Origin of the sequence: Nonomuraea sp. 10N515B (genome assembly GCF_052245915.1) — a bacterium.
Classification (GTDB): domain Bacteria; phylum Actinomycetota; class Actinomycetes; order Streptosporangiales; family Streptosporangiaceae; genus Nonomuraea.
In genome coordinates this window covers 118158-143390 of the sequence record NZ_JBQQBQ010000010.1, presented here as the reverse complement: position 1 = coordinate 143390, position 25233 = coordinate 118158, and the positions used below count along the sequence as shown (strand labels likewise).

Here is a 25233-nt window from a genome sequence, read left to right as displayed (position 1 = left end):
TGCGACTGCCGTACTTACCAGCCTACGTACGCGTAAACGCTCACGAGCGCCGTGGGCTTGATACCCTGACTTTCGATGGCCTTCATCGCTTCGGGTTGATCGAACTCCTCGGAGACGCTCCACGCATAAGCAGCAACGGTGGCGCCTTCCCACCGGGGTGATTTCAGCCACACATTTAGCGGCCGGCTGTCCACCTTGGTGGTCCAGTTTCGGCTGTGGAGATAGGCTACCGCCTTCCCGAGCGATTCCTCCTCAGTATCGCCACCGACATCGACCAAGAAGGCATGGGTTACTAGGATTTCTGACCCCGTTGAGACTTCTTGGCGTTCTTTCCAGATAACTGTGCCGATCTTATTGATTTCTCCCAGTACGCCGGGGTCGACCTCTTCGGGCTGCTGCGCACACGCTCCAACAAGAAGAGAGATCACAAGAGCAAGTGCAGGCAGCTTTCGTCTCCGCGTAACCCTCATCCTTGTTATCTCTTCTCGCTCGCGGTATCGATTGAGGACGATATCGTATCTTACATGTAGGTCCAGCATGCAGCTCTTCCGCATGCGAAGAGCTCAGGGGTGGCCTTCGCGTACGCTAGTAGAGCGTTACGGCGCTCCTCTGCGATTCGCCCGTTCTCTGGATTCATCTTGGTGGCCTCGGGCCTGCCGATGTAGCCACTATTTGCCCAAGCCACGTATCGCTTGGCGCTGACCGTTCCGGTTTTCGAGTCCACGACCGCTCCGGAGCAGGTGCAGTAGGCGATGGCCGCGTCCATGTCGGTCATAGGACGATCAAGACCCGTTATACGCTCCTTCAGGTAGCGCATATATGCCGCTGCCGCATGTATTGCAATGGAGGGATTTTTCATCATATCCGCGATCTCGCTGTTGCTATAATTTTTAGCGGCAAATCCCTTCGCGTATGCGTTAAATGCATGTCTTACCTTATAGATTTCCAATTGGGAAACGCCAACCGATGCCCCTTCCCCCTGCGTCCAAAAGCTAATGTTATCGCCTTCCTTGGCTCCAAGTGTCTGATTGGCCTGCCAGTGGCTTTCATACATGAGAACTGCAGCCAGAGCATTTATGTCCTTGATTCCGTGATTCGCGGCCGCCTTCTCGATATCCCTCCAGTATCTAACGATGTGCTTATAGCTTTCATAAGAGGCATATCTAGAGGCGCTGGTTCCGTTCTCTGGCTTTGTAGCATACATGCCCGAACCGAGCTTGCCGCCTACTTGCTGCATCTCTCGCCACTCGCCGAGCCTTACATCGTTGGCGTTCTTCTTCGCCGCCTTCTCCATGGTGGCGAAGCTTTCCAGCCCTCCGGCCGCCACCCAGCTAAAGGCAAGCTGCTTATCCGTCATCTCGGGTGACCAGTTCTTCATGTACTCGTCCTGCACCTTCTCGCTGGCGAACCAGAAGTTGGGCTGGTCGACTTCTCGGCCGTCCGGTCGGACCTTGTAGCCTAGGCGCTTGATCTCATCGTCGCCGAGGTGTGACCACTTGCTGGATTCCCACATGAAGTCCTGGTAGTCCTGGGCGCCCATATATCCGACTGAGGGGACGTAGTTACCGTTGCTATCCGGTGAGTACATGATGATGGGGACCATGTTGTGGCCGGTTGGGTCGATGCCCGTCAGAGGTGTGGCGTTGGCGTAGGTGTAGCGGTTGGCCTGCACCGACGGACTGGGCGTGAGGCTGGCGCTGTCGCGGCTGGTGAACGTGCCGGTGCCGGGCTGGTACCAGCGGGCGTGCATGTTCACCTTGCCGGTATCCGCATCGGTGTACTCGCCCTGGTAACCCAGCTGGCCTTTTGTGCCGGTCTGGGCGAGGACGGCGCCGAACGGGTCGTGGGCGGCCGAGGATTGCAGGCTGGTGGTGTAGGTGGCCACCAGGTCACCATGCAGATCCGTTAGCGCCGCGGCCGCCGCGCCGGTGCCCTCCTTCAGCCCGAGCAGGCTGCCGGCGGCGTCACGGGCGTAACGGGCCTGGACGGCGCCGCCACTATCGGTGATGGCGGCTAGGTCGTTGCCCAGTCCGGTGTAGGCGAAAGTCTGCTTGGCGGTGCCGCGGATGCGGCTGGTCATGCGGTCGAAGGCGTCATAGCTGTAGAGACTGTCGCCGTCGGCGGCCAGCCGGTCGAAGGCGTCGAAGGTGTAGCTCGTGGTGGCGCCCGCCTTGGTGCTGGTGGCCAGGGTGCCGCGCGGTGTGTAGGAGTAGTCGGTGCCGTCACCGGAGGTCAGGCGGTTGCGCTCGTCGTAGGTGAAGGTGGCGTTGCCGGCCTTGGTGCGGTTGCCGGCGGCGTCCCATTCGTAGGCGGTGGTGGCGCCGCCGGGGGCGATCCAGGAGGTGAGCCTTCCGGCGTGGTCGTAGGCGTAGGTGTTGGTGCCCGCTCCGGCGGTGCCGACGGTGGTCTTGGTGGTGAGGTTGTCGTCCTTGTCCCACCCATACGTGATCTTGGCGAGCTGGGTGCCGGAGCCGTTCTTCAGCGTGTGACCGGTGAGCCGGTCCATGGCGTCGTAGTCGAAGCTTTGGGTGCCGGCCGTGCCGCTGGTGGCGGTGATGGTCTTCAGGCGGCTGGCCGGATCGTAGCCGTAGCTCAGGGTGCGGCCGGTGACCGGGTCGGTGGCGGTAGCCAGGCGGTTGGCGTTGTCCCAGGTGAAGGTGGCGGTCCCGGCGGCGTCGATGCGCTGGGTGGGGTTGCCGAGCGCATCGTAGGCGTAGGCGGTCTCCTGCGTGGTGCCTCGGGAGACCTTCAGCGGCAGGCCACGGTCGTTGTAGTCCACCGTCAGGTCGCCCGCGGTGCTGGTGCGGCCGGCCAGGTCGTAGCCGAAGGTGCGCTCCGCAGTGCCGGCGCCGCCACCGGCGCCGGCTTCCTTGGTGAGGCGGCCCAGGTGGTCGAAGGTGCGGTCGATCCGCACCCCGCCGGGCTGGATGGTAGCCACCTGGTTGCCGGCCGCGTCGTAGAGGTGGGTCCAGGTGCGGTCGGCCAGGTCCGGGTGGGCGGTGGTGGCTGGCTCAGTCACCGTCTCGGCCAGGCCCAGGTTGTTGTAGCTGGTCCAGGTGGCGTTGCCGCGGCCGTCGGTGAGGCGGGTGCGGGCGCCGGTGGCGTCGTAGCCGAAACTCGTGGTGATCGACTGGCTGGCCGAGACCGGCTCGATGAGCGAGACGGGCCGTCCGAGGGCGTCAAACGTCTGCTTGGTGACGTGCCCCTCGGGGGAGGTGGCGCTGATCGGGTTGCCCGCCGGGTCGTAGCCGTAGCCGTAGGTGCGCAGCACCGTGCCGGTGGCGTTCAGGTCCCTGGCGGCGATCTTGCGGCCGGCCAGGTCGTATTCGGCGACGCTGGCGTTGCCGTTCGGGTCGGTGACCTTGGTCGCGCGGCCGGCCAGGTCGTAGTCCATGGTCGTCTTGCTGGTCGCCGGGTCGGTGACGGAGGTAACCTCGCCGGCCGCGTTGACGGTGAAGCTGGTGACCTTGCTACCCGGGGCGGTCTGCTTGATCAGCCTGCCGGCGTCGTCGTACTCCATCGTCGTGGTGTGGGCCGCGGTAGCGGGCTTACGCTCGATCTCGGTAGCGGTGATCTGCCGCCCCAGGTCGTCATAGGTGGCCTGAGTGCGCGCGCCGGTCGGATCGACACTGGCCAGTTTCTCTCCGGCCATGTCGTATTCGGTTATCCAGGTGCCCGCAGACTGCCCATCGGGAGCAGGGTCGGTGACGCGGACCTGGCGGCCGAGCTGGTCGTACTCAAACGCGGTCACGTGTCCGCGCGGGTCGGTGGTGCTCTTACGCTGCCCGGCCGCGTCGTAGGCATGATGGACGGCGGAGGTGATCGCGCTGCCGCCGGGCGGGGTGTATTGCGGCGCGGTACTGCTGGTCAGCCGTCCCGCCTTGTCGAAGGTGGAGACGAAGGTGCGGCCCTCGGCGTCGCTCTGGTGGGTCTGGTTGCCCACCGTGTCGTAGCCGGACTTGGTGGCCGGGCGAGCCTGGCTGGAGGCGCCGTTCTTGTCCACCTGCACCTGCGGGGCGACGGTTTCCACCAGCCGGTCGAGGATGTCGTAGCGCAGCGTGGCGGTGTAGTCCGCGGCATTCGCTCCCTCAGCGTTGCCGCGGGGATCGGTGGTGGCCACGACCAGGCCCCGGTCGTCGTAGGTGGTGGTGGAGACCAGGTCCTGGGCGCCGTTCTCGACAGTCTGCCTGGTGGGCTGGTTGAGCTTGTTGTAGGCGTAGCTGGTGGTCTCCGTGCGGCTGGTCCCGGCGGCTGTCAGCGTGGTCTTGGTGACGTTGCCGTTGGCGTCGTAGGTGAAGGCGGTGGTGCGGGCCAGCTTGGCCGGGTCCAGAATCTGGGAGACCAGCCGGCTGGCCGCGTCGTAGTCGAAGACGACGGTGGTCAGGCCACCACCAGAAATCTGCTCGACCAGGTTGCCGGCCGGGTCATACTCTTCGGCCTTGACGACCACGTCGCGCGGCGTGGTGGACCCGTTCAGCTTGGCGTCGTCGGCGAGTTGCCGCTTGAGCCGGTTGTCCATCCAGTATTCGTTGGTGGTCTTGCGGCCCATCACATCTACGACCGACAGCAGGCGGCCAGCCGGGTCGTATCCGCGTGTTTCCAGGACGACGTCCTTGGCCGGTTGCGGGTTGACGGGGCTGCCGTTCCAACCCTTGAGTGTGCTGGTGTGCAGTTCGCCGCGTTTGGTGTAGCTCTGCTCGATGACCGTGCCGCGCGCGTCGGTGGTGCGGATCGCCCAGCCGCGGTGGTTCCAGTCCTGCCGGGCGATGCCGCCCTCGGGGTCGGTGACGGAGTTCTGCCGTCCGTGGTCGTCGTAGGTGTAGGTGGTGGTGCGCTCAGGGTCGCCGCCGGTCAGGTCGGCGATGGTCTGGGTGAGCGGCCTGCCGTCGGGGTCGTAGGTGGTGCGGGTCTGCGCGGTGTGCGTGACGTTGCTGATCTCGTTCTTCGCGCCTGGTGCGGTGCTGGTCTGCAGCTGGCCGCGACCATCGTAGGTGAACGTGGTCTTGGCACCGCCCGGGAACGCTTGTGAGATACGCGTAGTGGCGATGAGACGGCCGATCGGGTCGTAGTCCAGCTTGGTGACCAGGCCCTCAGGGTCGGTCTGCTCGGCCAGGTCGCCGACAGCGGTGTAGCGGTAGCTCCACTCGTTGCCGCGGGCGTCGGCCTTGGTCTTCACCAAACCGGCAGGGGTGCTTCCGCCGCCGACTGCGGGCTCTGTCCCGTCGGTGTAGGCGGTGCTGACGGAACGGCCGGAGGGATAGTCCGCGGTGGCCGGAGCGGTTTCCTTGGTCACCTCGCCATAAGTGTTGTACTCGGTCTTCGTGGCGAAGGTGTTGTCGGTGTCGCCGGCCGAGCGGCCGTCGCGGTAGGCGGTCACCTTGTCGTTGCGGGCATCGAACGGATCGCTGGCGTTGAGGTAGTAGGACCAGAACTCGATCGCGCACTCACCCGGCGCCCGGCAGTACTGCCGGCCCAACGTGTTGCCGCGCTTGTCCTGGTAGATCTCGTTGGCGATGTCGTTGCGGTCGATCACCTTGGTCAGGAAGCCCGCCTGGTCGTACTCGTGCCAGGTGGTGTGGCCGAGTTGGTCGGTCTCGCCGCGGATGCGGTAGCCGCGCCAGGCATCGTAGAGGTAGACGAGGGTGTTGTTGTCCGGGTCGGTCACCGTCACCTGCGCCTCACCGGACTGCTCCTCGATACCGATGTCGCCGACCTTCCAGGTGCCGCCGTCGTTATCGGTGTGGGTGGCGATCCGGTCCGTCTTGGCGTCGTAGGTGTTGACCGCCCACACTCGTCCGGACGGCAGCGTGACCTTCGACAGCTTGTGCGGCGCGCCGGTACGAGCGGCGTAGTGGCCGGCCACCTCGGTCGCAGTCAGCGGCTTGCCGTACAGCGCGACTTCATCCAGCTGGCCCTGGAACGGGAACGCCTGCACCGCAGCCGGGACGGCGGGGGATTTGGCGGGGTCGGTGACGCCGTTGCCCAGGGTGGCGTAGGTGCGCCAGGTGGCCACCGTGCCGGTCATGCTGCCAGCCTGCTGGCCGTCCAGGTACAGCGTCTGATCCTGCCCGGCCACGGTCAGCGCCACGTGATGCCACTGCCCGTCATTGACCGTGTTCGTGGAGGTGATCGGCGTGGTCACCGCATCCAGGGAGCCGCGCAGTTTGCCGTCGGTGCCCACGTACAGCATCGCCCCTTGGGCCAGTCCGCTGCCGTTCTGGGTTGTGCCGGCGGCCATGATCACACCGGATTGGGTGGTCTTGAACCAGGTCTCCACCGACATCTGGTCGCCCAGGTGCGGGACGGTGTTGGAGGGCAGCTTCACCACCGACCCAGCCGCGAAGGTGGCCGCGGTGTCGGTGGTGGCGACCAGCGCGCCCGGCTGGCCCAGCGTGATGCCCTGGTAGGTCAGGTTCCCGGCGCCGGTGCCCAGGTCCTCCCCGCTGGTGGCGCCGGCCGCCTCGCCGAGCCGCCAGTAGCCGAACGGGTCGGAGTTAAGCACACCACTGCGATACAGCGACCCGGTGCCGTACTCATACGAGGTGCAGTTCGGCGCCGCCACCGGCGCGCACACCTGCGTCAACCGGCCCCCGTCGTAACCGTAGGTCCACGTTAGCGCGGTCCCGTCGATCGGGTCGCTGGAGATCGACGCCACCCGGTCCGCCTGCCAGGTGAACGTCAGCGACCGGCCGCCCACACCGGTCACCTTGGTCAGCTTCCCGCCCGTGTCGTAGGTCAGCTCCTGGCTGCGCCCGCGCTGGTCGATGATCGACGTCAACCTGCCGCTCGCGTCGAAGCGGTAGCTGGTGGACGCCTTGTCCATCAGCCGCCAGCCGCCGCTCTCCTCGGCGAGGGTGGCGTACATGCCGGGCGGCGGCTGGAAGGTGCCGTCCCCGTTGGCCTTGAACCGCACCTGCCCACCGTTGGGGTAGGTCACCAGAGCCGACGTCGAGGTCCCCCGCACCTCCTTGACCACCTTCATGTCCCAGCGCGTCGACCAGCCCGGACCGAACATGCCATCGGTGCGCGGGTCCATACTGTTGTAAGTGCGCACCACCGACAGCGGCGGCCCCACGGTCGCCACTTCTAGGTCGGTGAAGGTGCTGGTGTAGTTGCCGTTTTGCTGGTTGAACTCCTGTCCCGCCACCCCGGAGATCGCCAGCAAGGACGTGACCGCGGGCTGGCGCACCCCGGTGGTGAAGGTCAGCACCGGGGAGGTGGTGGTCGAGGAGTCGTAGGAGTCGCGGACGGTGACCGTCCACCAGTACTGCTTGCCCCAGGTCAGCTTTCCGGCCGGAACCGTCCAGGTGTTCTTGTTACCCGCCACATAACCCGACGTCGTACAACCGGTGCCAGTCATTGACTCAACGTCGCAGATCTTGAACGAGTACGACATGGCATAGTTGCCGTTGTTGCTCTTGCCCCACGCCCGCAGCGCCGGCGTCAAAGAATCGACCAAATACCCCTGCTTGGGGTACACATCCACCAAACTCGGCACGGCCAGCAGGGCGGCCTCGGCCGCCTCGGCCCGCAGCACCCCGGCCGGCAACCGCTTCGACTCAGAACCCTCGGCCTCCGCCGCGTCCCGCGTCCGGTCCTCCTGCGGCACCGCGCCCTTGGGCCGTTGCACCTCAGAGCGCCACCCATCCGACGCATCAGCCACAGCAGAGAGCTGCGTGGCGGGCAGCAACGACGGCAATCCCGCGGCCGAACCCGCCATCTGCTGGGGAATCACCGGTAAGGCGGCAGCATCCTGCTCCACCGCCGCGGCGGCCTCCGCCAGCACCGGTTTGCCCTGCACCACCAGCAGGCCAGGCGCCATACCCACGACCGCGAGAAGCGTTCCAACCGAACGACGCCATGACAAAACCCGGCGCATGCGCCATCACACTCCGAACCACAACGAAAGACACCGACAGGGCACCAACGTCGCTCTCCGCCGCAGGTGGCAGGTGGTCTCCTGCGCGGCTCGGAGCCGATCAACATCCGACGATCAACGTAAATAAATCCGACGAATCCGGCAAGACGTGCAATTATCACAAATTAGAAAACAAACTTATCCGATCTGGTAAGTCACGCTCCGTTTTCAGACTCAGGACCAGCGCATAGTGGCCGAGCTCCGGAACAGCCAGAGCCCCCTTGAACGCCTGCACTCGCGCCAACGAGGTGTCCCTCGCGGCGGTGCACAGTACCCAGCCTCCGCTTGAGGGACACTCAGGTTAGTGCCAGCGTGACGGCCGGTCCGGCTGGCGCGCTGGGCACCTGGCGCAGGCTTTCGATGAGTTCGGCGCCGGACTCTGTCCATTTCCCACGATCAAGCCGGCACCCGGTCTCTTTCAAAGATCTACACAGCTCCCGCGTAGACCCAGCGGCCGTCGAGGCGGACGAAGCGGCTGTGTTCTTCCATCTCCCCTGGCTTGCCGCGGTCGACATAGTGGGCGCGGAAGCGGACCGTGCCCTCGGAGTGGACGACGCTGCCGCCGGTGGTCTCCAGGATCTCCAGGCGTACCCAGCGGACCCGCTTGTCCAGATCCAGCCGAGCGGGGCGGGAGGCCGGGTGCCACGTGCGTAGGAGGTAGGCCGCGTCGCCGACGCCGAACGCGGTGAAGCGGGAGCGCATGAGTTGCTCGGCGGTGGTGGCGACTGCCTCGCCGCGGTGGAGCTTGCCGCAGCAGTCCTGGTAGGAGGCGGGCAGGCCGCACAGGCATGATCGAGGAGGCATGCGGTCTATTGTGCCCGGAGGCGGGTGGCCAGGTCGGTCAAGGTGGCGCCGAGCGGGGCGTCCAAGGTGAGCGTGGCGTCGGCGTCGCCGCCGGTCGGGCCCTGGTTGACGATGGCGATGGGGAGGCCGAGCGCCGCGGCCTTGGTGACGAACCGCAGGCCTGATTTGATCGCCAGCGAGGATCCGAGCACGAGCAGTGCTCGGGCCCGTGTCACCATCCCGAAGCATTCGTCCACGCGGGCCCGGGGCACGTTCTCGCCGAAGAAGATCACGTCTGGTTTGAGGAGGCCGCCGCAGCCGGTGCAGTCCACCACCTGGAAGCCCTCGACCTGTTCGTCGGTCAGCACGGCGTCGCCGTCGGGGTTGATCTGGTGGCCGATCGCGTGCCAGTGCGGGTTGGCCTCACGTAGGCGGCGGTCCAGGTCCGAGCGCGAAGTGCGCTCCCGACATGACAGGCAGACGACGCGGTCGAGGCCGCCGTGCAGCTCGATCACGCGGCGGGCTCCCGCGGCCTGGTGGAGGCTGTCCACGTTCTGGGTGATGATGCCGGACAGTAGGCCGTGGCGCTCCAGCGCGGCCACGGCGCGGTGGCCGGCGTTGGGCCGGGCCTGGCCGATCTGGCGCCAGCCGACGTGGCTGCGCGCCCAGTAGCGGCGGCGGGCCTCCGCGCTGCCGACGAAACGCTGGTACGTCATCGGCTCGGCGCGACGGGCCCGGCCTGTCGCGCCTCGGTAGTCGGGGATGCCCGACTCGGTCGAGATGCCCGCCCCGCTCAGCACCGCCACGCCTCCCTGTCCGACCAGCTCGGCCAGCAAGGCGATGTCGGCCACCTGACGCGGATCGCTGGGCTCGGCCGCCTCCACCTGGTCCGCGAGTGGGGACTTCGTCGTGCTTGGAGTCACATGTCCATGGTGCCCGACTCAGTCACCGGTCGGCCCGCGCCAGGGCTGACCGAAGCGTCCGCGGCCCATCATCTAAGGAGGACTGGACAGTAATGTCGGTGGGGTCTTGTTTGCCGCCAGAGCGGCCTGCGGCCTATCCACAGATCGTGCGGCTTCGGCCCCCTCTCATTCCGTGAGCCGTCTAACATGACGGCATGTCCGCTCTACAGCACCGAGCCCACATCGCCGACCGCGTCCAGCGCCTGGAGGCCTGGGCCTTCCGCACTGGCGCCGACGTGGCGGACATCAAGGCGGCAGTGGAGAATCTTCCCACAGTGATCCGTCAGGAGATCCTGGCCTACACGGAGCCGGTGTTCGGGGAGATCATGGCCGGTCGCGCCACCCTCGCGACGAAGGAGGATCTGAACGACCTCGAGCGGCGGCTGACCGAGCTGATGGAGAAACGGTTCGGGTCGGTTGACACCGAGTTTCGATCGGTCAACGCCAGGTTCGAGTCGGTCGACACCAAGCTCCAGTCGCTCGACACCAAGCTCGACCAGGTCCTGGCGGCCCTCGGCAAGACGGACGGGTAAGGGACTCAGTCGCCCGCTCCTTCCTCGGCTTCCGTGATGCGCTCGGCGCTCCATAGGCGGCGCATCTCCGGACAATGCTCCAGCAGCTCGCCGAGGGGGCCGCGCCCGGCCACGCGGCCGCGGTCGAGGACGATGATCTGGTCGGCGCGTTCGAGTGCGGCGTGCCGGTGCGACACCACCAGGACGGTCTCCGGCCCGCGGCCGGCGATCCGGTCCCACAGCAGGCGTTCGGTCTCGACGTCCAGGGCGGACGACAGATCGTCCACGACCAGCAGCTCCGGAGTACGCACCAGCGCCCGGGCGGCGGTGGCCCGCTGGACCTGGCCGCCGGACAGTCGCACGCCGCGCGGGCCGACGACCGTGTCCAGGCCGTCCGGCATCTCGGCCAGGTCCGCTTCGAACGCCGCCAGCTCCAGCGCGCGGCCGATCTCGTCGTCGGTGGCGGGCCGGCCGAGGAGCAGGTTCTCGCGCAGGGTCTCGGAGAACAGGCGCGGGACCTGGCCCGCGTAGGCAGCGAGGCCGGGGACGAGGAACGTGCCCGGGTCGTCGATCGGGACGCCGTTCCAGGAGATCGTGCCGGAGTGCAGGGGCAGCAGGCCGAGCAGGGCGCGGATCAAGGTGGTCTTGCCAGAGCCGACGGCGCCGGTGACGACGGTGAAGGTGCCGCGTCGCAGGCGCAGGTCCACGTCGAAGAGGCCGCGTCTGCCGTGGTCGTCGTGGCGGACCGTCAGCCCGCGCGCCTCGAGGACCGCCAACCGGTCCCCGCCTCGCGAGAGCCCGCCGGCTTCTCCCGGTGGGACCGCCGCCGGTGAAGGTGGAGGCGGGTCGTGACGAAGCCACACGCCGTTGTTCCTGGACAGGTCGTCGGCGTTCTCGTGCGGTGCCATGAGGCGGGTGAGCCGGTCCACGGCGACGGCCGCCTGCGGCAGCCCGTACAGGGTTGCGCCGATCGACCGTGGCAAGGCCGTCAGCCAGCCGATGTAGCTGGTGAACAGTGCCAGGTCGCCGACGGTGAACTCGCCGCCGCGCATCGCGGGCGCGGCCAGCAGCAGCACGAGGCCGATGCTGAGCTCAATGGTCGTGCCGGTGGTGGCGTCGAGGAGGTCGGTCGCCAGCCGGTCCTTGACGGCGGCGTCGCGGCGCCGCCGGTTGTGCTCCCTGAGCCGTTCCAGCGCCGCTTCCTCGGCGCCGGCGGTCTTGATGGCGAGGACGCCGCCGAAGAGCTCGCCGATGTACGCGGTGACGGCCGCGCCGAGCACCCTGGACCGCCGGTGCAGCCGGGCGATCGGCCTCCGCAGCGTCCTGCTCAGCAGGCCGACGGCGAGCATCGGCACGACCAGCACCAGCGTGATCACGGGGTCGATGGACGCCATGATCGCCAAAGCGGCCGCGGCGAAGAGCGTCGTGCCGGCCAGGCTGACGCTTTCGTCGGTGAAGTCGACCGCGTCGGCCACGTCATCGCGCAGGCGCGCGACCGACTCGCCGGAGGAGTGCGGCAGGCGGGCGGCGGCGGGGCCCCGGGCGGTGAGGAGCGAGCGCAGCACGTTGGACCGCAGCAGGGTCGCCGCCGCGCACCACCAGTAGACCCCGTACGTCCAGGCGATGACGATCATCACACCGCGGACGACCTCGACGCCCACGAACGCCGCGCACCACCACAACGACAGCTCCAGACTCGCCGGACGGTGCCCGCTGAGCTCGTCGAACAGCTGCCGCAGCACCAGCCCGCCGGCAAGCGGGACGACGTGGACGGGCATCCACAGCAGCGCGCCGACGAGGTAGCGGCGCAGGTCGAACGTGGCCAGCCTGGTGGCCACCAGCATCACCGGCTTCATCACCTGGTCACCCCCGCCAGGTCGAGCAGGCGCCCGAACCGGCTCCGGGGGTCGGCGGCGAGGTCGGCGCGGCGGCCGTACTCGATGATCTTGCCTTGGTCGAGTACGGCGATCTTGTCCACGCGGGACAGCGAGGACAGCCGGTGCGCGATGATCACACCGGTTCTGCCGTCGAGCAGGCGGCCGATGCTCTGCTCGATGCGGCGTTCGGTGCCCGGGTCGAGCCGGCTCGACGCCTCGTCCAGCACGACGAGGCCCGGATCGGCCAGGAACGCCCGCGCGAACGCGATGAGCTGGGCCTCGCCCGCGGAGACGTCGCGTACCTCGGTGTCGAGCCCGTCGGGCAGGGCGGCCAGCCAGTCGCCCAATCCGACGCCTTCGAGGATCTCGTGGAGGCGGTCGTCGCCCGGCGACGGCCGGAACAGTGTCAGGTTGTCGCGCACACTGGCCGCGAACATCTGCACGTCCTGCGTGACGACGCCGATCCGGTGGCGCAGGGACGCCGGGTCAGCCTCGCGCAGGTCGAGCCCGCCGACGCGCACCGCACCCTCGACCGGGTCGTAGAGGCGCAGGATGAGCCGGGCCAGTGTGGTCTTGCCGCTGCCGGTGCGGCCGACCAGGCCCAGCGTCTCGCCGGGGGCGAGTTCGAGGGTGATGCCCGACAGCACCTGCTCGTCGTCGCCCGGGTAGGCGAAGCTGACATCGTCGAGGCGCAGCGCGAGCGGCCCGGCCGGGGGCAGGGGGCGCGGGCGGGCGGGTTCGGGGAGAGTGCGGCGTTCGGCCAGCAGGCCGCCGATGCGGGCGAGACCGGCCAGCGCCGCCTGATACTCCCTGATCTGGTCGATCAGCCGCTCGAACGGCGCCCGCACCATCAGCGTGTATTGGAAGAGCAGCACGGCGGTGCCGACCGTGAGCGTGCCGGCGGCCATGGCCCAGGCGGCGAGACCGAGCATGATCGCCGTACCGGCGGCGAAGGCCACCGACGTGCCGGCCAGCAGGACGGTGCCGACGCGGGCGTCGCTGTTCTCGGCGCGGAACAGGGCGGCGCTGACCTGGTGGAAGCGGCGTACCGCATGTTCCCCCGCGCCGTTGGCCCTGATGTCCTCGGCGCCGGCGAGCCGCTCTTCGAGGTGGCCGAACAGGGTCGCGCTCGCCGCCCGCGAGCGGGCCGCGGACGGCACGGCCGCCCGCTGGGCGCGGGCCATGCCGTAGCCGATCAGAACGCAGTACGCCAGCAGTGCGCACCCGATGCGCCAGTCGACGCCGAACACGACGACGACCACCCCGGTCAGGAGCAGCACGCTGGCCACGACGTCCAGCAGGAACGCGACGACGAAGTCGGCGACGGCCACGACGTCGCCGTCCACGCGCTCGATCAGCTCGCCGGGCGTGTGCCTGCCGTGGAAGGCCATGTCCAGGCCGAGCGCGTGCCCGGCGAGCCGCTCGCGCACGCGGTTGGTGCCGTCCCAGGCGAGCCGGCTGGCCAGCCAGGCGGTCACCATCCTGGCGGCCTGCCCGGCGACGGCCAGGACGAGGTAGCCGAGGGCGATCAGGGTCAGGTGACGGATGCTCGCGCCGCCGATCGCGTCGTCGACGAAGCGGCGGGTGATCTGGGGCGCCGCCAGCGGAAGCGCGGCGGCGGCGATGGCCACGGCGAGTGCGGCGGCGGGGCGGGGTCCTGGCCGGAGCAGGCGCAGGACGGACGTGCTATGCGGGGGAATCCCCTGGTCGGACGGTCGTCTCAAGAAGCGTCATGCCCTTTGCGTCGAAGGAGTCACGGTGCTGGGGGGACATGAACGCTTCCCGCATCTCGGGGCCTCCTTGATCGCTGGACTGTCGCTGCGTGCGAGTACAGCATCCCGTCGGATGCCGGGGCAACCGATTTACCCGCCGCGCTCCCCCGCACGCGACGCCGGCCGCAGGTAGACGCAGCGCAGCCGGGCGGCGAAGTGCTGTCCGCCGTCGCGCAGCCAGCACTCCTCCGGTCCTGGCAGGGTCTCGGTCAAGGTGAGCCGTTCGGCCGTGCCGGCCAGGCGGGCCAGCTGCTCGATGAGCGCGGGCGCGCGGGTGTCGACGTAGACGGGCCTTCGCTCGGCGGCGGCGAAGGCGGTGGCAAAGGCGGTGGCGAAGAACGTGCGGGGCAGGTGGTGCAGGTCGCGCAGGCGGGCCATGGCCAGCAGCAGGTCGCGGTCGCCCCCGGCCCGGCCGAGCGCGTCGAACGCGATCCTGCCCAGCCGCCACCGCTGCCGCGAGATGACGACGTTCCCCCATGTCAGGCGAGGTGTCCGGGGCAGGTCCGGCAGCGTGGGCGGCTGGAGTCTCGGCAGGCCGAACGCGGTGTGCAGGGCGTGCCCTGGTTCGCCGTTGTGGATCATCAGCGGCTCGTCGGTGCCCTTGGCGTGCAGGACGGCGTGGTGGCCGTCGCTGCGCACGTACAGGTCGTCGAGGCCGACGCGGCGCCGCCGCGGGTCCGCCGCCGCGCCCCCGGACTCCAGCACGGGCCCGGGTAGTTCCGGCGAGGGCAGGCCGTCGGCGCGGGGCGAGATGACGTTGAGCGCGGTGAATCCGCGGAGCGCCCGCGCGATGGCGGCCGCGCTCCGGCGCTCGCCGGAGCTCCCCGGAGCTCGGCCGTCCCGGTGGAAGCGCAGCTCCCACGGCGTGAGCAGCGGCGCGTGGTGGAAACCGCCGAGCACCAGCGGGGTCACGCCCGGCTCGTACGCCTCCAGCGCCGGCGCCGCCACCATGACGTCGGCCGCGCACAACACCGGCGCGGCCGGTGGGACGGGCGCCGCCAACACCCCGGCGAGGTCCAGAGCGACGGCGTCCGGGGCCACGTCGCCGACGACGCCGGCGATCCGGTCGCCGCGCTGGATCTCCAGGTTTCCCGCGGCCCGCAGCGCCTCGGCCAGCTCGAACGTGCCCGCGCCGAGCCGCCCGGCGAGCAGCCGGTTGGTGCGGAGCCTGGTCTGCTCGGCCTCCTCGGCGAGCGGGCCGAGTGCCGCGGGCACACCTCCGCGCAGGTCGGCGGCGAGGGCGTCGCCGATGGTGACGTGCAGCGTGCCGGCCGCGGCCTCGTACACGACGACGTGCTCGTCGCGCCCGGTCCGCTGGCCGCCGCCGGCGAGGGCCTCGATCCTGCTCTGCAGGGCCAGCTTCACGTCGGGCGAGGCGCTGGGGTAACGCTCGAGCAGGTCGGAGATCTCCCTGACGCGACGGCTCACGGGCAGGTCGGTCCCGGCGGCCGGCCGCGGGCGGGCGAAGGCGCGTCGCCGCTGCGCGGGCACCCCCTGCGCGGCCACGAGTCCCGGCTCCGGCGCGGCGGGGGTCTGCTCGCCGGGGAGCCGGTCGCGGAGCCACCCGAGCGGGTCGGGGACGGTGGCGGGCGGGCAGAGGTCGTGGGTGAGCAGCCCGCGGCGCACCGCGACGGCGAGCGCCGCCGAAGCCCGCTCGAGGCCCGTGCCGGTGTCGGCGGCGATCTCGGCGAGCGTGCGGCGGCCGTCGCAGTGCCCGGCGAGGGCGGTGCCGTCGTGCCCCGTGCTCATCCCCGGGCCCGTCGCTGTACGCCGCCGTGGCACGAGCCCGGCGACGAGCGCGGGGTCGGCGAGGATGCGTTGCTGGAGCGCCTCTCCGATGCGGCCGGCGGGGTAGGCGAGCCGCCGGGCGCATTCGCGGTGCCCCGCCCAGGTGTAGCCGCTGTCGCGGCCGGGCTCGATGCGGGCGAAGTCGATGGGCGCGTAGAAACCGGTCCTGGCGCACCGGGTGGCCAGCCTTTGCAGGTGCGGTGCGAGCTGCCGCGCCGCCTCGGCCTGGCCTCGCCGTAGGTCGCGGTAGGCGGCGGGGGCCGAGCTGACCAGGGCGTCGAGGAATCGCTCGTCGGTGGCGATCGCGGCGGTGGCCGTCCTGGTCCGCGCGCCGTCGGCGGTGACCATGTCGGCCAGCGCGAGACGCGCGTCCTCCAGCAGGCCGGTCACCCGGTTCCAGCTCGTCAGCCAGTCGGCGGGGCCGGGCGTGCCGGGTGGCAGGGGTCGCAGCCGGCGCAGGCGGCCGCGCAGCCCACGCGGCAGCCGGCCGCTTGCCTGCGGGCTGGCGAGCAGGTCGAGCGCCTGCCGCTCCAGCCGTACGACCGCCGCCGCCGTCTCCGCCGCCCGTGGGTAGGCCAGCGAGGCGACGAGCTCCCAGGGGAACCCGGCGCTGCGGACGACCACGGCGGGCAACAGGGTCCACTCGGCAGCCATGTACGCGCCCCTCTTTCTCCCGCGGCGAATTCAGAAAGCACGCCCAAGCCAGATGCTTACAAGATCACTTTTCCGTGTCAATGCATTCTCGCATGAGAAAAAAGGGAGAGTGATGACCTAACGTCAATGCAACTCGCGGAGGATTGCCCGCCAACAACGGCAAATGCCTCCATACGGGACATCGATTGTTTACTTTCCGTAGTCGTTCGCCTGTCCTGCCTGTACAACGCGTGAGAGGCGTCGCCTAGCGGCCTCCAGGCGGAGGCCGGAAATTCCCGGCCGAACAATGGCGGAAGATTTTCACCGGCGAATAACCGGCGAGCCGGCCCGGCGCGTGCTCGAACCCGCGGCGGCGATCCGGCCAATCGTCTCCCGCCCGGCCTTTTTCGATTTTCCGTCGCCCTTTCGCCGAATGTCCCACCGAACACGTGCAGACCGCCGTGAACCGGTCGCCCCATCGGCGCGTACCTACACACATCGGACACGTGTTCCATGGAGGTGTCGTGGAGCTCAGCCTCTTGCGTACACAGGCGCACAGCCCGTCGTACTTCACACTGATGCGCAGCTCGTCCGGAGAGCGCGCCCCAGTGGACTTCTGCATACCGTGCAACCCGTACTTCCCGACGCCCGAGATCTTCGAGCACCTCGGGAGGAATCTGGAGACGATACTGAAGTTCTATCCGAGCGACGCGGGCACGATCACCGCGGAGCTCTGTTCCACGCTCGGACTCCACCCCAAGACGGTCGCCATGGGCAACGGGTCGACCGAGCTGATCACCTGGATCGACCACCTCCTGGTACGGGAGAGCCTGGCGGTGCCGATCCCCACCTTCGGCCGCTGGACCGACCAGCCGCTCGAGACGGGCAAACGGGTGGACATGTATCCGCTGCTGGAGAGCCGCAACTTCACCCTGGACGTCAACGACTACGTCTCGTTCATCCGCACGCGCGGCTCCCGCGTCGCGGTCATCTGCAACCCCAACAACCCGGACGGGGGCTACCTGCCGAGACACGAGGTCGTGCGGCTCATGGACAAGCTCATCGACCTGGACCTGGTGATCATCGACGAGTCCTTCGGCGACTTCGTGGACGCCGAGCCGTACCCGGGCGTGGCGGCCGAGGCCGCGGTGCGGCCGAACGTGATCGTGCTGCGCAGCCTGGGCAAGAACTTCGGCCTGCACGGCATCCGCTTCGGCTACATGGTCGCCAACCCGGCGCTGGCCGGCCGGGTCCGCGACGCGCTGCCCAAGTGGAACCTGAACTCCTTCGCCGAGGTCATCGTGTTCATGATGAAGCAGTTCGACGTGGAGTACCAGGAGAGCCTCAAGCGGCTGGCCAGCGACAGGCGGGCGATGTTCCAGCAGCTCAGCACCATGCCGGGACTGTCGGTGTTCGCCTCGCAGGGCAATTTCCTGCTGGTGAAGCTGCCGCCGGGGCACGACGGGGTGCCGCTGCGCGACCACCTGCTGACCGAGCACGGCGTCTACGTCCGCGAGTGCGGCAACAAGCTGGGCACCACCAGCCAGTTCCTGCGGCTGGTGGTGCGGCCGCAGGAGGACGTGCGGCGGTTGCTGATCGGGATGACGCAGTTTCTGTACTCGGGCAGCCTGCACGAGATCCCCGTGATCGGCGTGCACCACCGGCACGCCAACCCGCTGTCCGCGTGAGGCCGCTCAGCGCAGCTCGCAGGCCTCTTCCAGGCCCTCCTTCGTCACGCACGGGTCGAAGCCCGCCGACGACAGCCGCACCTGGGCCAGTGCGTGCGAGCGGGCGAACTCCAGGAACGCGGCCGCCAGGGAGCCGGCAGCGGGCCGCTCCTTGGTGTAGACGTACTCGACCGTCCAGAACGGGTAACCGGCCCGCACGGCGGTCGAGGCGTCGAAGGCCTTGCCGTCGAGGGTCAGCGCCGTGATCGTGCCGGCCTTGCGGGCCGCCGCGAGGGCCGGCTCGTCGGCGTACCCGATCGCCCCGGGAACCGTGCTGATCTTGCGGATGACGTCGGGGTTCCCCTGACGCTCGCACCGGATGACGGGCGCGGCGGGGTTGCGGTCCTTTTCCAGGCACTCGTTGGAGGAGAGCACGTTCTCGCCGGTGCGCAGCACCTGCTGCTCGTACAGCTGCCGGGTGCCGGAGTCCTGGTCGCGGCTGATGATGCGGATGGGCAGGGACGTCTTGTCGTCGCGGAGCTGGTTCCAGTTCGCGTACGCGCCACTGTTGATCTTGCGGAGGTCGTCGACGCTGAGCGTGTTGAGTCCCACGCCGCTGTTGACGGCGACGTGGTAGGTCACGATCGCCAGCTTCCCGGCGTACAGCCGGTCGTGGTCCTTGCTCTTGCCGTCCGCCACCGCGACGAGGCCGGCGTTCGCGCCGGCCTCCATCACTCTGCGCACGCCTTCGATGGAGCCGGTGGGCTCGGTGGCGATCTCGCTGTCGCCGCCGCACGCCTTCTCGTACTCGTCGGCGACGGCCTGCATCGCCGGTATGAACACGGTCGACCCCACGATGCGCAGGCTGCCGGGCACGCAGGCGACAGTCGGGTTGCGCGGGGTGGAGAGCTGGCTGAGCACGAGCACGGCGCTCAGCGCGATCACCAGCGCGACGGTCACGCGCGGCAGCGTGACCCGGCGGTTCTCGCGCTCGTCCATGATGAGGCCCGCGTCCTTGAGCTTGCCGGTGTGGCCGACGACCTTCGTGAGGTCACCGTCACCGGAGTTCGCCTCCCGCAGGACGACGACGAGCTTGGCCTTCTCGCCGCGCTTGAGCCGCAGTCCGTCCAGCCGCACGCCGTGCCACGCCGGCTCGGCGTCCTGTCCCTGGGGCTGTCCCTGGGACGAGGCGCCGAGCCAGCGGGCCATCCGATCCGAGAGCCGCTGCCGCACCGTGACCAGGCCATCCTTGGCGGGCGTGCCCTCGTCGGGGAAGAACGCCAGGCCCTCGCGCAGCCGCTCGCGCAGCTCGCCGGTGCTGGCGTCGGACACCCTGGCGTTCCACACCAGCCGCCCGCCGAACGTGAACGACAGCGGCCGCTCGAAGTCGTCGGGGTCGATGTCGTAGCTGCCGCTGTTGCGGATGCGGATGACGACCATGCTCATCCGGTCGAGCAGCCGCGCCACCTGGCGCAGCTGCGGCGGCCCGTGCTCGGCCGGGTCGGCCCCGCCGTTGTGCTGCTCCGGGCCCAGTCCGATCTTGGAGTTGTACAGGACGCGGAAGCCGATGCGCTTGCGGCGCACCAGCAACCGGTCCACGTACGGCGCCACCAGCAGAAGCACGATGCCGAACAGGACCGGGCCCACGCCACCGAGGAACTCCACCAGCCGCCGCAGCAGCTCCAGCACGGCCTCCACCGACGCTCCTTAGATCCCCCTTTACTGCTTCAATTGTCGCTTTCAGGAGATCATCGAGCGGCGGGGCACCGATCGTTCACGAGCTGTTCGGCCCGCAGAAACCTAGCCCTGATGGAGCTTGTACGGCCGGGGCAGCGTGAACCCGCGCCCGGCCATGACCGTGCGCAGCCGGTCCGGGTAGTCGGTGATGATGCCGTCCACGCCGTCGTCGATGAGCTTGTTCATGGTCGGCTCGTCGTCAATGGTCCACGGGATCACCTTCAGGCCGAGGGCGTGCGCCTGGTCGACCATGTCCTGGGTGACGTACGGGACGTAGGTCGGGTCGGTCACCTTGCCGTTCTGCGGGAATCCGTGCACCGGCGAGAACGCGTCCGCCCCGAACGACTTGACCGCCTTGAGCGGATCGCCGCCGAAGTCGTCGATGTCGATGCCGCCCAGCCACGGCGAGGCGCCCGGCTTACCGATCTGCAGGAAGTCGCGGTTGGTGAGCGCGACCAGCGGCAGCCGCGGCTCCACCTGCCGCATGCGCATGAGCGCGCCCCAGTCGAAGCTCTGGATCGTGACCTGCCGCAGCAGCCCGGCGCGCCGGATCTCGCCGGCCGTCACCTGCACGAACTGCTCACGCGGCGCGGTCTCGTGCGGCGCCCCGGCCTCCACCTTGGTCTCGACGTTCAGCGTGACGCCGCGGGCCCGATACCGGTTGACCAGGTCGAACACCTCACGCAGGGTCGCCATGGGCGCTCCGGGCACGGCCCGCTGCCCGGGGAACTCCGCCAGCGTCAGCGACCCGCAGTCCATGGTCCTGACCTGCTGCAGGGTGAGCGTGTTGAGGTATTTGCCGACGTAGGGGAACTCGGGGTCCCCCGGCACCGCGGGCGCCGTGTCGCGGCACTTCCTGTTGCTGATCCTCCGGTCGTGGGTGACGACCGCCTCGCCGTCCTCGGTGATCTGCACGTCCAGCTCCAGCGTGCCGACGCCGAGCTCCAGCGCGTTGGCGAAGGCCGGCAGCGAGCTCTCCACCACGAGCCCGAGCCCGCCCCGGTGCGCCTGCAGGTCGAACCGCTTGTCCCGGTCGGCCGCGGCCACACCGGGCGTGGCCAGGATCGCCGCGCCCACCGTCGTCGCGGCCACCGCCGCATGCCATCTGTTCATGTCGCCACAACATGGGGCATGCGGGGGACGCCGGGGCGTACGGAAGCGGAACGAGGACTGCGGATCAGCTGAACGAATCGAAGGTGCGTGCGAACCGCGCGGTTCAGGGTAGGCTGTCCCAGCTATTCCCTTACGGCATAAACAGTCAGCCGACGATGGAAGGGTTCCGTGGCCTCCAACCCCCGGGCGAGCAGCGTCCTGCACCGCGATCACACGGCCGCCGACAGTCACGACCTCATCCAGGTCCGCGGCGCCAGGGAGAACAACCTCAAGGGCGTCTCCCTCGACATCCCCAAGCGGCGCCTCACCGTCTTCACCGGAGTGTCCGGCTCCGGCAAGTCCTCGCTCGTCTTCGACACGATCGCCGCCGAGTCGCGGCGGCTGATCGACGAGACGTACACCGCGTTCGTCCAGTCGTTCATGCCGAGCCTGTCGCGCCCCGACGTGGACGCGTTGCACAACCTCAGCGCGGCGATCATCGTCGACCAGGAGCGCATGGGCGCCAACCCCCGCTCCACCGTGGGCACCGCGACCGATGCCCACACCATGCTGCGGATCATGTTCAGCCGCATCGGCGAGCCGTACGTCGGCCCCGCCTACCACTTCAGCTTCAACAAGGCCGAGGGCATGTGCCCGCAGTGCGAGGGCCTGGGCAAGGCGTCGGAGATCGACGTGGACGCGCTCGTCGACCGGGAGCTGTCGCTGAACGAAGGGGCCATCAAGGTCCCCGGGTTCCCGGTGGACAGCTGGCAGTGGCAGGTCATGGCCGGCTCCGGCCTCTACGACCCCGCCGTCAAGCTCAAGGACTTCACCCCCGAGCAGTGGGAGGACCTCCTTCACAAGCCCGCGACGAAGCTCAAGTACGGCACGAACAACTTCACCTACGAGGGGCTCGTCCTCAAGGTCAAGCGGACCTACCTGGGCAAGGACCGGGAGTCCATGCAGCCGTCCGCGCGGGCGTTCGCCGACCGGGCGCTCAAGCTCACCGTCTGCCCGTCCTGCGCCGGCACGCGGCTCAACGAGGCCGCCCGCTCGGCCGAGATCAACGGCAAGAACATCGCCGAGTGCGCGGCGATGCAGATCAACGACCTGGCCGGCTTCGTCCGCGACATCGGCGACGCGACGGTCGGCCCGGTGCTGGACGGGCTGCTGTCGACCCTGGACTCGCTGGTGGAGATCGGTCTCGGCTACCTGAGCCTGGACCGGGAGTCCGGCACCTTGTCGGGCGGCGAGGCGCAGCGGGTGAAGATGGTGCGCCACCTCAACTCGAGCCTCACCGACGTCACCTACGTCTTCGACGAGCCCACGGCCGGCCTGCACCCGCACGACATCCAGCGGATGAACAACCTGCTCCTCCAGCTGCGCGACAAGGGCAACACGGTGCTCGTGGTCGAGCACAAGCCGGAGACGATCGCGATCGCCGACCACGTGGCCGACCTCGGCCCCGGCGCGGGCACCGGCGGCGGGCAGCTGTGCTACGCGGGCGACCTGGACGGGCTGCGCGCCTCGGGTACGCTGACCGGCCGCTACCTCGACCACCGGGTACGCCTGCGCGGGGACGTCCGCAAGCCCGCCGGCCACCTGCCCGTCCGCGGCGCGAGCCTGCACAACCTGCGTGACGTGAGCGTGGACATCCCGCTCGGCGTGCTCACCGTGGTCACCGGCGTGGCCGGGTCGGGCAAGAGCTCGCTGATCCACGGCTACGTCGCGGGACTGGAGGGCGTGGTCGTGGCCGACCAGTCGCCGATCCGCGGCTCGCGCCGGAGCAACCCGGCCACCTACACCGGGCTGCTCGACCCGATCCGGGCGGCGTTCGCCAAGGCCAACGGGGTCAAGGCGGGCCTGTTCAGCGCCAACTCCGAGGGCGCGTGCCCGGCCTGCAAGGGCATCGGCCTGATCTACACCGACCTGGCGATGATGGCCGGGGTGGCGTCGGTGTGCGAGGAGTGCGAGGGCAAGCGGTTCACGCCCGAGGTGCTGACGTACACGCTGCGCGGCAAGAACATCAGCGAGGTGCTGGGCATGTCGGTGGCCGAGGCCCGCGAGTTCTTCCCCACCGGGCAGTCCAGCACGATCCTCGAGCGGCTGGCCGCCGTCGGCCTCGGCTACCTGGGGCTCGGGCAGCCGCTGAACACGTTGTCCGGTGGCGAGCGGCAGCGGCTCAAGCTGGCGATCAACATGGCGAGGAACGGCACGACGTACGTGCTGGACGAGCCGACCACCGGCCTGCACCTGGCCGACGTGGACCAGTTGCTGGCCCTGCTGGACCGGCTGGTGGAGGACGGCAACACGGTCATCGTGATCGAGCACCACCAGGCCGTGATGGCCCACGCCGACTGGATCATCGACCTGGGTCCGGGGGCCGGTCACGACGGCGGCCAGGTGGTCTTCGCCGGCCCGCCGGCCGAGCTGGTCGGCACCGGCACCACGCTGACGGCGATCCACCTGCGCGAGTACGTGGGACGCGCGTAGGCGTCCGGGGTCAGACGGCGAGGCGGGCCAGGACCTGGGCGAACTCCGGAGGCGGAGCGACCACGAGCCTGGTCTGCCCCTGCTGCACGATGATGTCGGCCCTGATGAGCGTCAACCGGCCCTCGTGCCACCAGTAGACCTGAGGGCTGAGCCCGTCCGTGGTCAGCGCGTGGACCCGCAGCCGCTCGATGGCCCGCACCACCCCGATGCCGTCCACCGGATGCACGAGCAGCGTGTACGGGTCGGGGAGGACGGCCAGCACGCCGTCGCCCGGCACCTGCAGGTAGTCACCCAGCCAGCGCAGATGGGTGGCGGCGGAGGGCGTGCGGGCGGTCAGCCGCGTCACCGGCGTGCCCGACAGCTCGATGCTCTCCGCGAGCAGCCGCTCGTCCTCGCGGACGTTCCTGACGGCCAGGTCGAGCGCGTGCGCCGTGGGCACGGGCCAGCACCCGGCCTCCTCGGGACGCACCGGGCGCGAGCCCACGATGAGCAGCTCGACCAGGTCGGCGTTGAGGTGGCGGCCCACCACCTTGGTCAGGTCGCCCACCTCGTCCACGGACTCCACGCGGACGCGCAGCAGCGGCCCGGCCTGCTCCAGGTCGCACACGTCGACCCGCTCGCCGGCGGTGGCCACCGCGTGCGCGAGGTGCTCGGAAACCAGCACGGGCCAGTCCTCCCTGGCCCGGCGCCCGGCCTCGCGGCGCAGCCCGGTCAGCCGAACGACCAGGGGGGTGTCGCCGGCCAGCGGGCCTCGGAGTGTCACAGTGGCGCCGTCACCGGCGAACTCGCAGGCGAATCCACGGGATTCGGCGACGAGCGCGAGCAGGGAGTCGAGGTCGACATCCTCGACGGGCCTGCGCTTCGGAGCTCGGGACTCACCGAACTCCGGCGATCTCCGGCGGGCTCCGTCACGCTTGAACAAACTCACGCGCCGTGTCCCTTTCTGTCGGATTCGTCCCTCCTACCTTGCCTGCTCCCCATCCCTGAGGGTGCCAGCTAGCGAGCACGATTCGGTATCGATAGCCCCAAGTCTCCCCAGCCACACACTCATCTGAGGTGACCCGTGTCCCACCGCAAGCCCCGCCAGGACGGGCACTCCGAGCCGTCCGAGGCGGTCCTGGAGGACGGGATACGGGTCGGCGCAGTCCACCCACGACCCGAGCGCGATCCCCCGCACCCCGTCGAACACCCCGGCCTGCAGCAGCTGGGTGAGCATGCGGTCGATCCGGTAGGGCTCCTCCCCCACGTCCTCCAGGAACGCGATCCTGCCGGTGAACGACGGCTGCCACCGCGTGCCGCACATGGACGCCAGCAACGACAGGTTGCCCCCGGACAGCACACCCTCGGCCCGGCCCGGCGCCAGCACCCGATCACCTTGCACGGGCTCGGGGGCGCCGAAGAGGGCCGCTCGCAGGCTCGTCAACGTGCGCGGCTCCGGACCCCGCTCGCCCGCGAGAAGGTCGCAGGCCGCCATCGGGCCGTGCAGCGTGGGCACGCCCAGCTCGATGGCGAAGGCGTTGTGCAGGGCCGTGATGTCGCTCGACCCGAGGAGGACCTTGGGTCCCGCGGCCCGCATGGCATCCCAGTCGAGCAGGTCGAGCAGCCTGCCGGCGCCGTACCCGCCGCGGGAGCAGAACACCGCGGAGACGGCCGGGTCGCACCAGGCGGCCTGCAGGTCGGCGGCCCGCGCGGCGTCGTCGCCCGCCAGGTAGTCGAGCTCCTGCCGGTCGAGGACGTGCGCGCCGGCCACCACCTTCAGCCCCAGGCCCTCCAGCCGCTCGATGCCGCGTCCGAGCAGGACGGCGTCGGGCGGGCCCGACGGCGAGACGATCGCGACGGTGTCACCTTGCTGCATCGATCAACTCCTGGACGAGTACGGGACCCTCGCGACCATCTCCGGCATCGGCGTGATCAGGTCGCGGGCAGGCACTCGGCACGGTGCATGGTGCCGTGCGGCCTGGTGTACGAGCATGGCTCATACACCAAGTAAACGGTGTCA

General features: G+C 69.4%; 14 protein-coding genes. 3 read left to right on the top strand and 11 right to left on the bottom strand.

What is annotated here, in order from left to right:
- Positions 1–14: 14 nt before the first annotated feature.
- The 4 genes from ACTWQA_RS17300 to ACTWQA_RS17285 form a co-directional block, all read right to left on the bottom strand.
- Positions 15–539 (bottom strand): hypothetical protein, encoded by a 525-nt coding sequence (locus ACTWQA_RS17300; RefSeq protein ID WP_443160223.1) that lies wholly within the window; start codon positions 537–539, stop codon positions 15–17.
- Positions 521–7822 carry a LamG-like jellyroll fold domain-containing protein gene (locus ACTWQA_RS17295; protein WP_443160355.1) on the bottom strand — a complete coding sequence of 2434 codons (7302 nt, stop codon included), beginning with the start codon at positions 7820–7822 and terminating at the stop codon, positions 521–523. Before ACTWQA_RS17295 ends, ACTWQA_RS17300 begins: the two co-directional genes overlap by 19 nt.
- A 522-nt stretch (positions 7823–8344) precedes the next feature.
- On the bottom strand, positions 8345–8722 hold the full coding sequence (locus ACTWQA_RS17290; RefSeq protein WP_443160222.1) for a YchJ family protein: 378 nt from the start codon (positions 8720–8722) through the stop codon (positions 8345–8347).
- A 5-nt stretch (positions 8723–8727) separates the two neighbouring features.
- Positions 8728–9624: an NAD-dependent protein deacetylase gene (locus ACTWQA_RS17285; protein ID WP_443160221.1), complete on the bottom strand. Its 897-nt coding sequence runs from the start codon at positions 9622–9624 to the stop codon at positions 8728–8730.
- Positions 9625–9818: 194 nt separating this feature from the next.
- Here ACTWQA_RS17285 and ACTWQA_RS17280 point away from each other — a divergent pair, with 194 nt between their 5' ends.
- Complete coding sequence (locus ACTWQA_RS17280; RefSeq protein ID WP_443160220.1) at positions 9819–10196, top strand: hypothetical protein; 378 nt, start codon at positions 9819–9821, stop codon at positions 10194–10196.
- Between the two features lie 5 nt (positions 10197–10201).
- On the opposite strand, the gene ACTWQA_RS17275 is transcribed toward ACTWQA_RS17280, so the two are convergent.
- From ACTWQA_RS17275 to ACTWQA_RS17265, 3 genes are all read right to left on the bottom strand, one after another.
- Positions 10202–12031 carry an ABC transporter ATP-binding protein gene (locus ACTWQA_RS17275; protein WP_443160354.1) on the bottom strand — a complete coding sequence of 610 codons (1830 nt, stop codon included), beginning with the start codon at positions 12029–12031 and terminating at the stop codon, positions 10202–10204.
- Complete coding sequence (locus ACTWQA_RS17270; protein ID WP_443160219.1) at positions 12031–13776, bottom strand: ABC transporter ATP-binding protein; 1746 nt, start codon at positions 13774–13776, stop codon at positions 12031–12033. The genes ACTWQA_RS17275 and ACTWQA_RS17270 overlap by 1 nt, the downstream gene beginning before the upstream one ends.
- A 138-nt stretch (positions 13777–13914) precedes the next feature.
- The gene (locus ACTWQA_RS17265) at positions 13915–16266 is read right to left on the bottom strand and encodes a hypothetical protein (protein WP_443160218.1); all 2352 of its coding nucleotides are present in this window, start codon (positions 16264–16266) and stop codon (positions 13915–13917) included.
- Between the two features lie 503 nt (positions 16267–16769).
- Here ACTWQA_RS17265 and ACTWQA_RS17260 point away from each other — a divergent pair.
- The gene (locus ACTWQA_RS17260) at positions 16770–17933 is read left to right on the top strand and encodes a pyridoxal phosphate-dependent aminotransferase (RefSeq protein ID WP_443160217.1); all 1164 of its coding nucleotides are present in this window, start codon (positions 16770–16772) and stop codon (positions 17931–17933) included.
- Between the two features lie 6 nt (positions 17934–17939).
- Here ACTWQA_RS17260 and ACTWQA_RS17255 read toward each other — a convergent pair whose 3' ends face one another.
- Together ACTWQA_RS17255 and ACTWQA_RS17250 are read right to left on the bottom strand one after the other, a co-directional pair.
- On the bottom strand, positions 17940–19610 hold the full coding sequence (locus ACTWQA_RS17255) for a PstS family phosphate ABC transporter substrate-binding protein (protein ID WP_443160216.1): 1671 nt from the start codon (positions 19608–19610) through the stop codon (positions 17940–17942).
- 102 nt (positions 19611–19712) lie between these two features.
- A complete protein-coding gene (locus ACTWQA_RS17250) occupies positions 19713–20762 on the bottom strand; it encodes a glycerophosphodiester phosphodiesterase family protein (protein ID WP_443160215.1) in 1050 nt (349 codons plus the stop codon).
- 168 nt (positions 20763–20930) lie between these two features.
- Here ACTWQA_RS17250 and ACTWQA_RS17245 point away from each other — a divergent pair, with 168 nt between their 5' ends.
- Positions 20931–23234, top strand: a complete 2304-nt coding sequence (locus ACTWQA_RS17245; protein WP_443160214.1) for an ATP-binding cassette domain-containing protein — start codon at positions 20931–20933, stop codon at positions 23232–23234.
- Positions 23235–23244: 10 nt separating this feature from the next.
- Here ACTWQA_RS17245 and ACTWQA_RS17240 read toward each other — a convergent pair whose 3' ends face one another.
- Together ACTWQA_RS17240 and ACTWQA_RS17235 are read right to left on the bottom strand one after the other, a co-directional pair.
- The gene (locus tag ACTWQA_RS17240) at positions 23245–24162 is read right to left on the bottom strand and encodes a hypothetical protein (RefSeq protein WP_443160213.1); all 918 of its coding nucleotides are present in this window, start codon (positions 24160–24162) and stop codon (positions 23245–23247) included.
- Positions 24163–24195: 33 nt separating this feature from the next.
- Positions 24196–25089 carry a S66 peptidase family protein gene (locus ACTWQA_RS17235; protein WP_443160212.1) on the bottom strand — a complete coding sequence of 298 codons (894 nt, stop codon included), beginning with the start codon at positions 25087–25089 and terminating at the stop codon, positions 24196–24198.
- Positions 25090–25233: the final 144 nt, after the last annotated feature.

Excerpts from the sequence above, each read along its gene's own strand:
- ACTWQA_RS17300 (WP_443160223.1), bottom strand. The coding sequence starts at position 539 with ATGCTGGACCTACATGTAAGATACGATATCGTCCTCAATCGATACCGC.
- ACTWQA_RS17295 (WP_443160355.1), bottom strand. The coding sequence starts at position 7,822 with ATGGCGCCTGGCCTGCTGGTGGTGCAGGGCAAACCGGTGCTGGCGGAG.
- ACTWQA_RS17290 (WP_443160222.1), bottom strand. The coding sequence starts at position 8,722 with ATGCCTCCTCGATCATGCCTGTGCGGCCTGCCCGCCTCCTACCAGGAC.
- ACTWQA_RS17280 (WP_443160220.1), top strand. The coding sequence starts at position 9,819 with ATGTCCGCTCTACAGCACCGAGCCCACATCGCCGACCGCGTCCAGCGC.
- ACTWQA_RS17275 (WP_443160354.1), bottom strand. The coding sequence starts at position 12,031 with ATGAAGCCGGTGATGCTGGTGGCCACCAGGCTGGCCACGTTCGACCTG.
- ACTWQA_RS17265 (WP_443160218.1), bottom strand. The coding sequence starts at position 16,266 with ATGGCTGCCGAGTGGACCCTGTTGCCCGCCGTGGTCGTCCGCAGCGCC.
- ACTWQA_RS17250 (WP_443160215.1), bottom strand. The coding sequence starts at position 20,762 with ATGAACAGATGGCATGCGGCGGTGGCCGCGACGACGGTGGGCGCGGCG.
- ACTWQA_RS17235 (WP_443160212.1), bottom strand. The coding sequence starts at position 25,089 with ATGCAGCAAGGTGACACCGTCGCGATCGTCTCGCCGTCGGGCCCGCCC.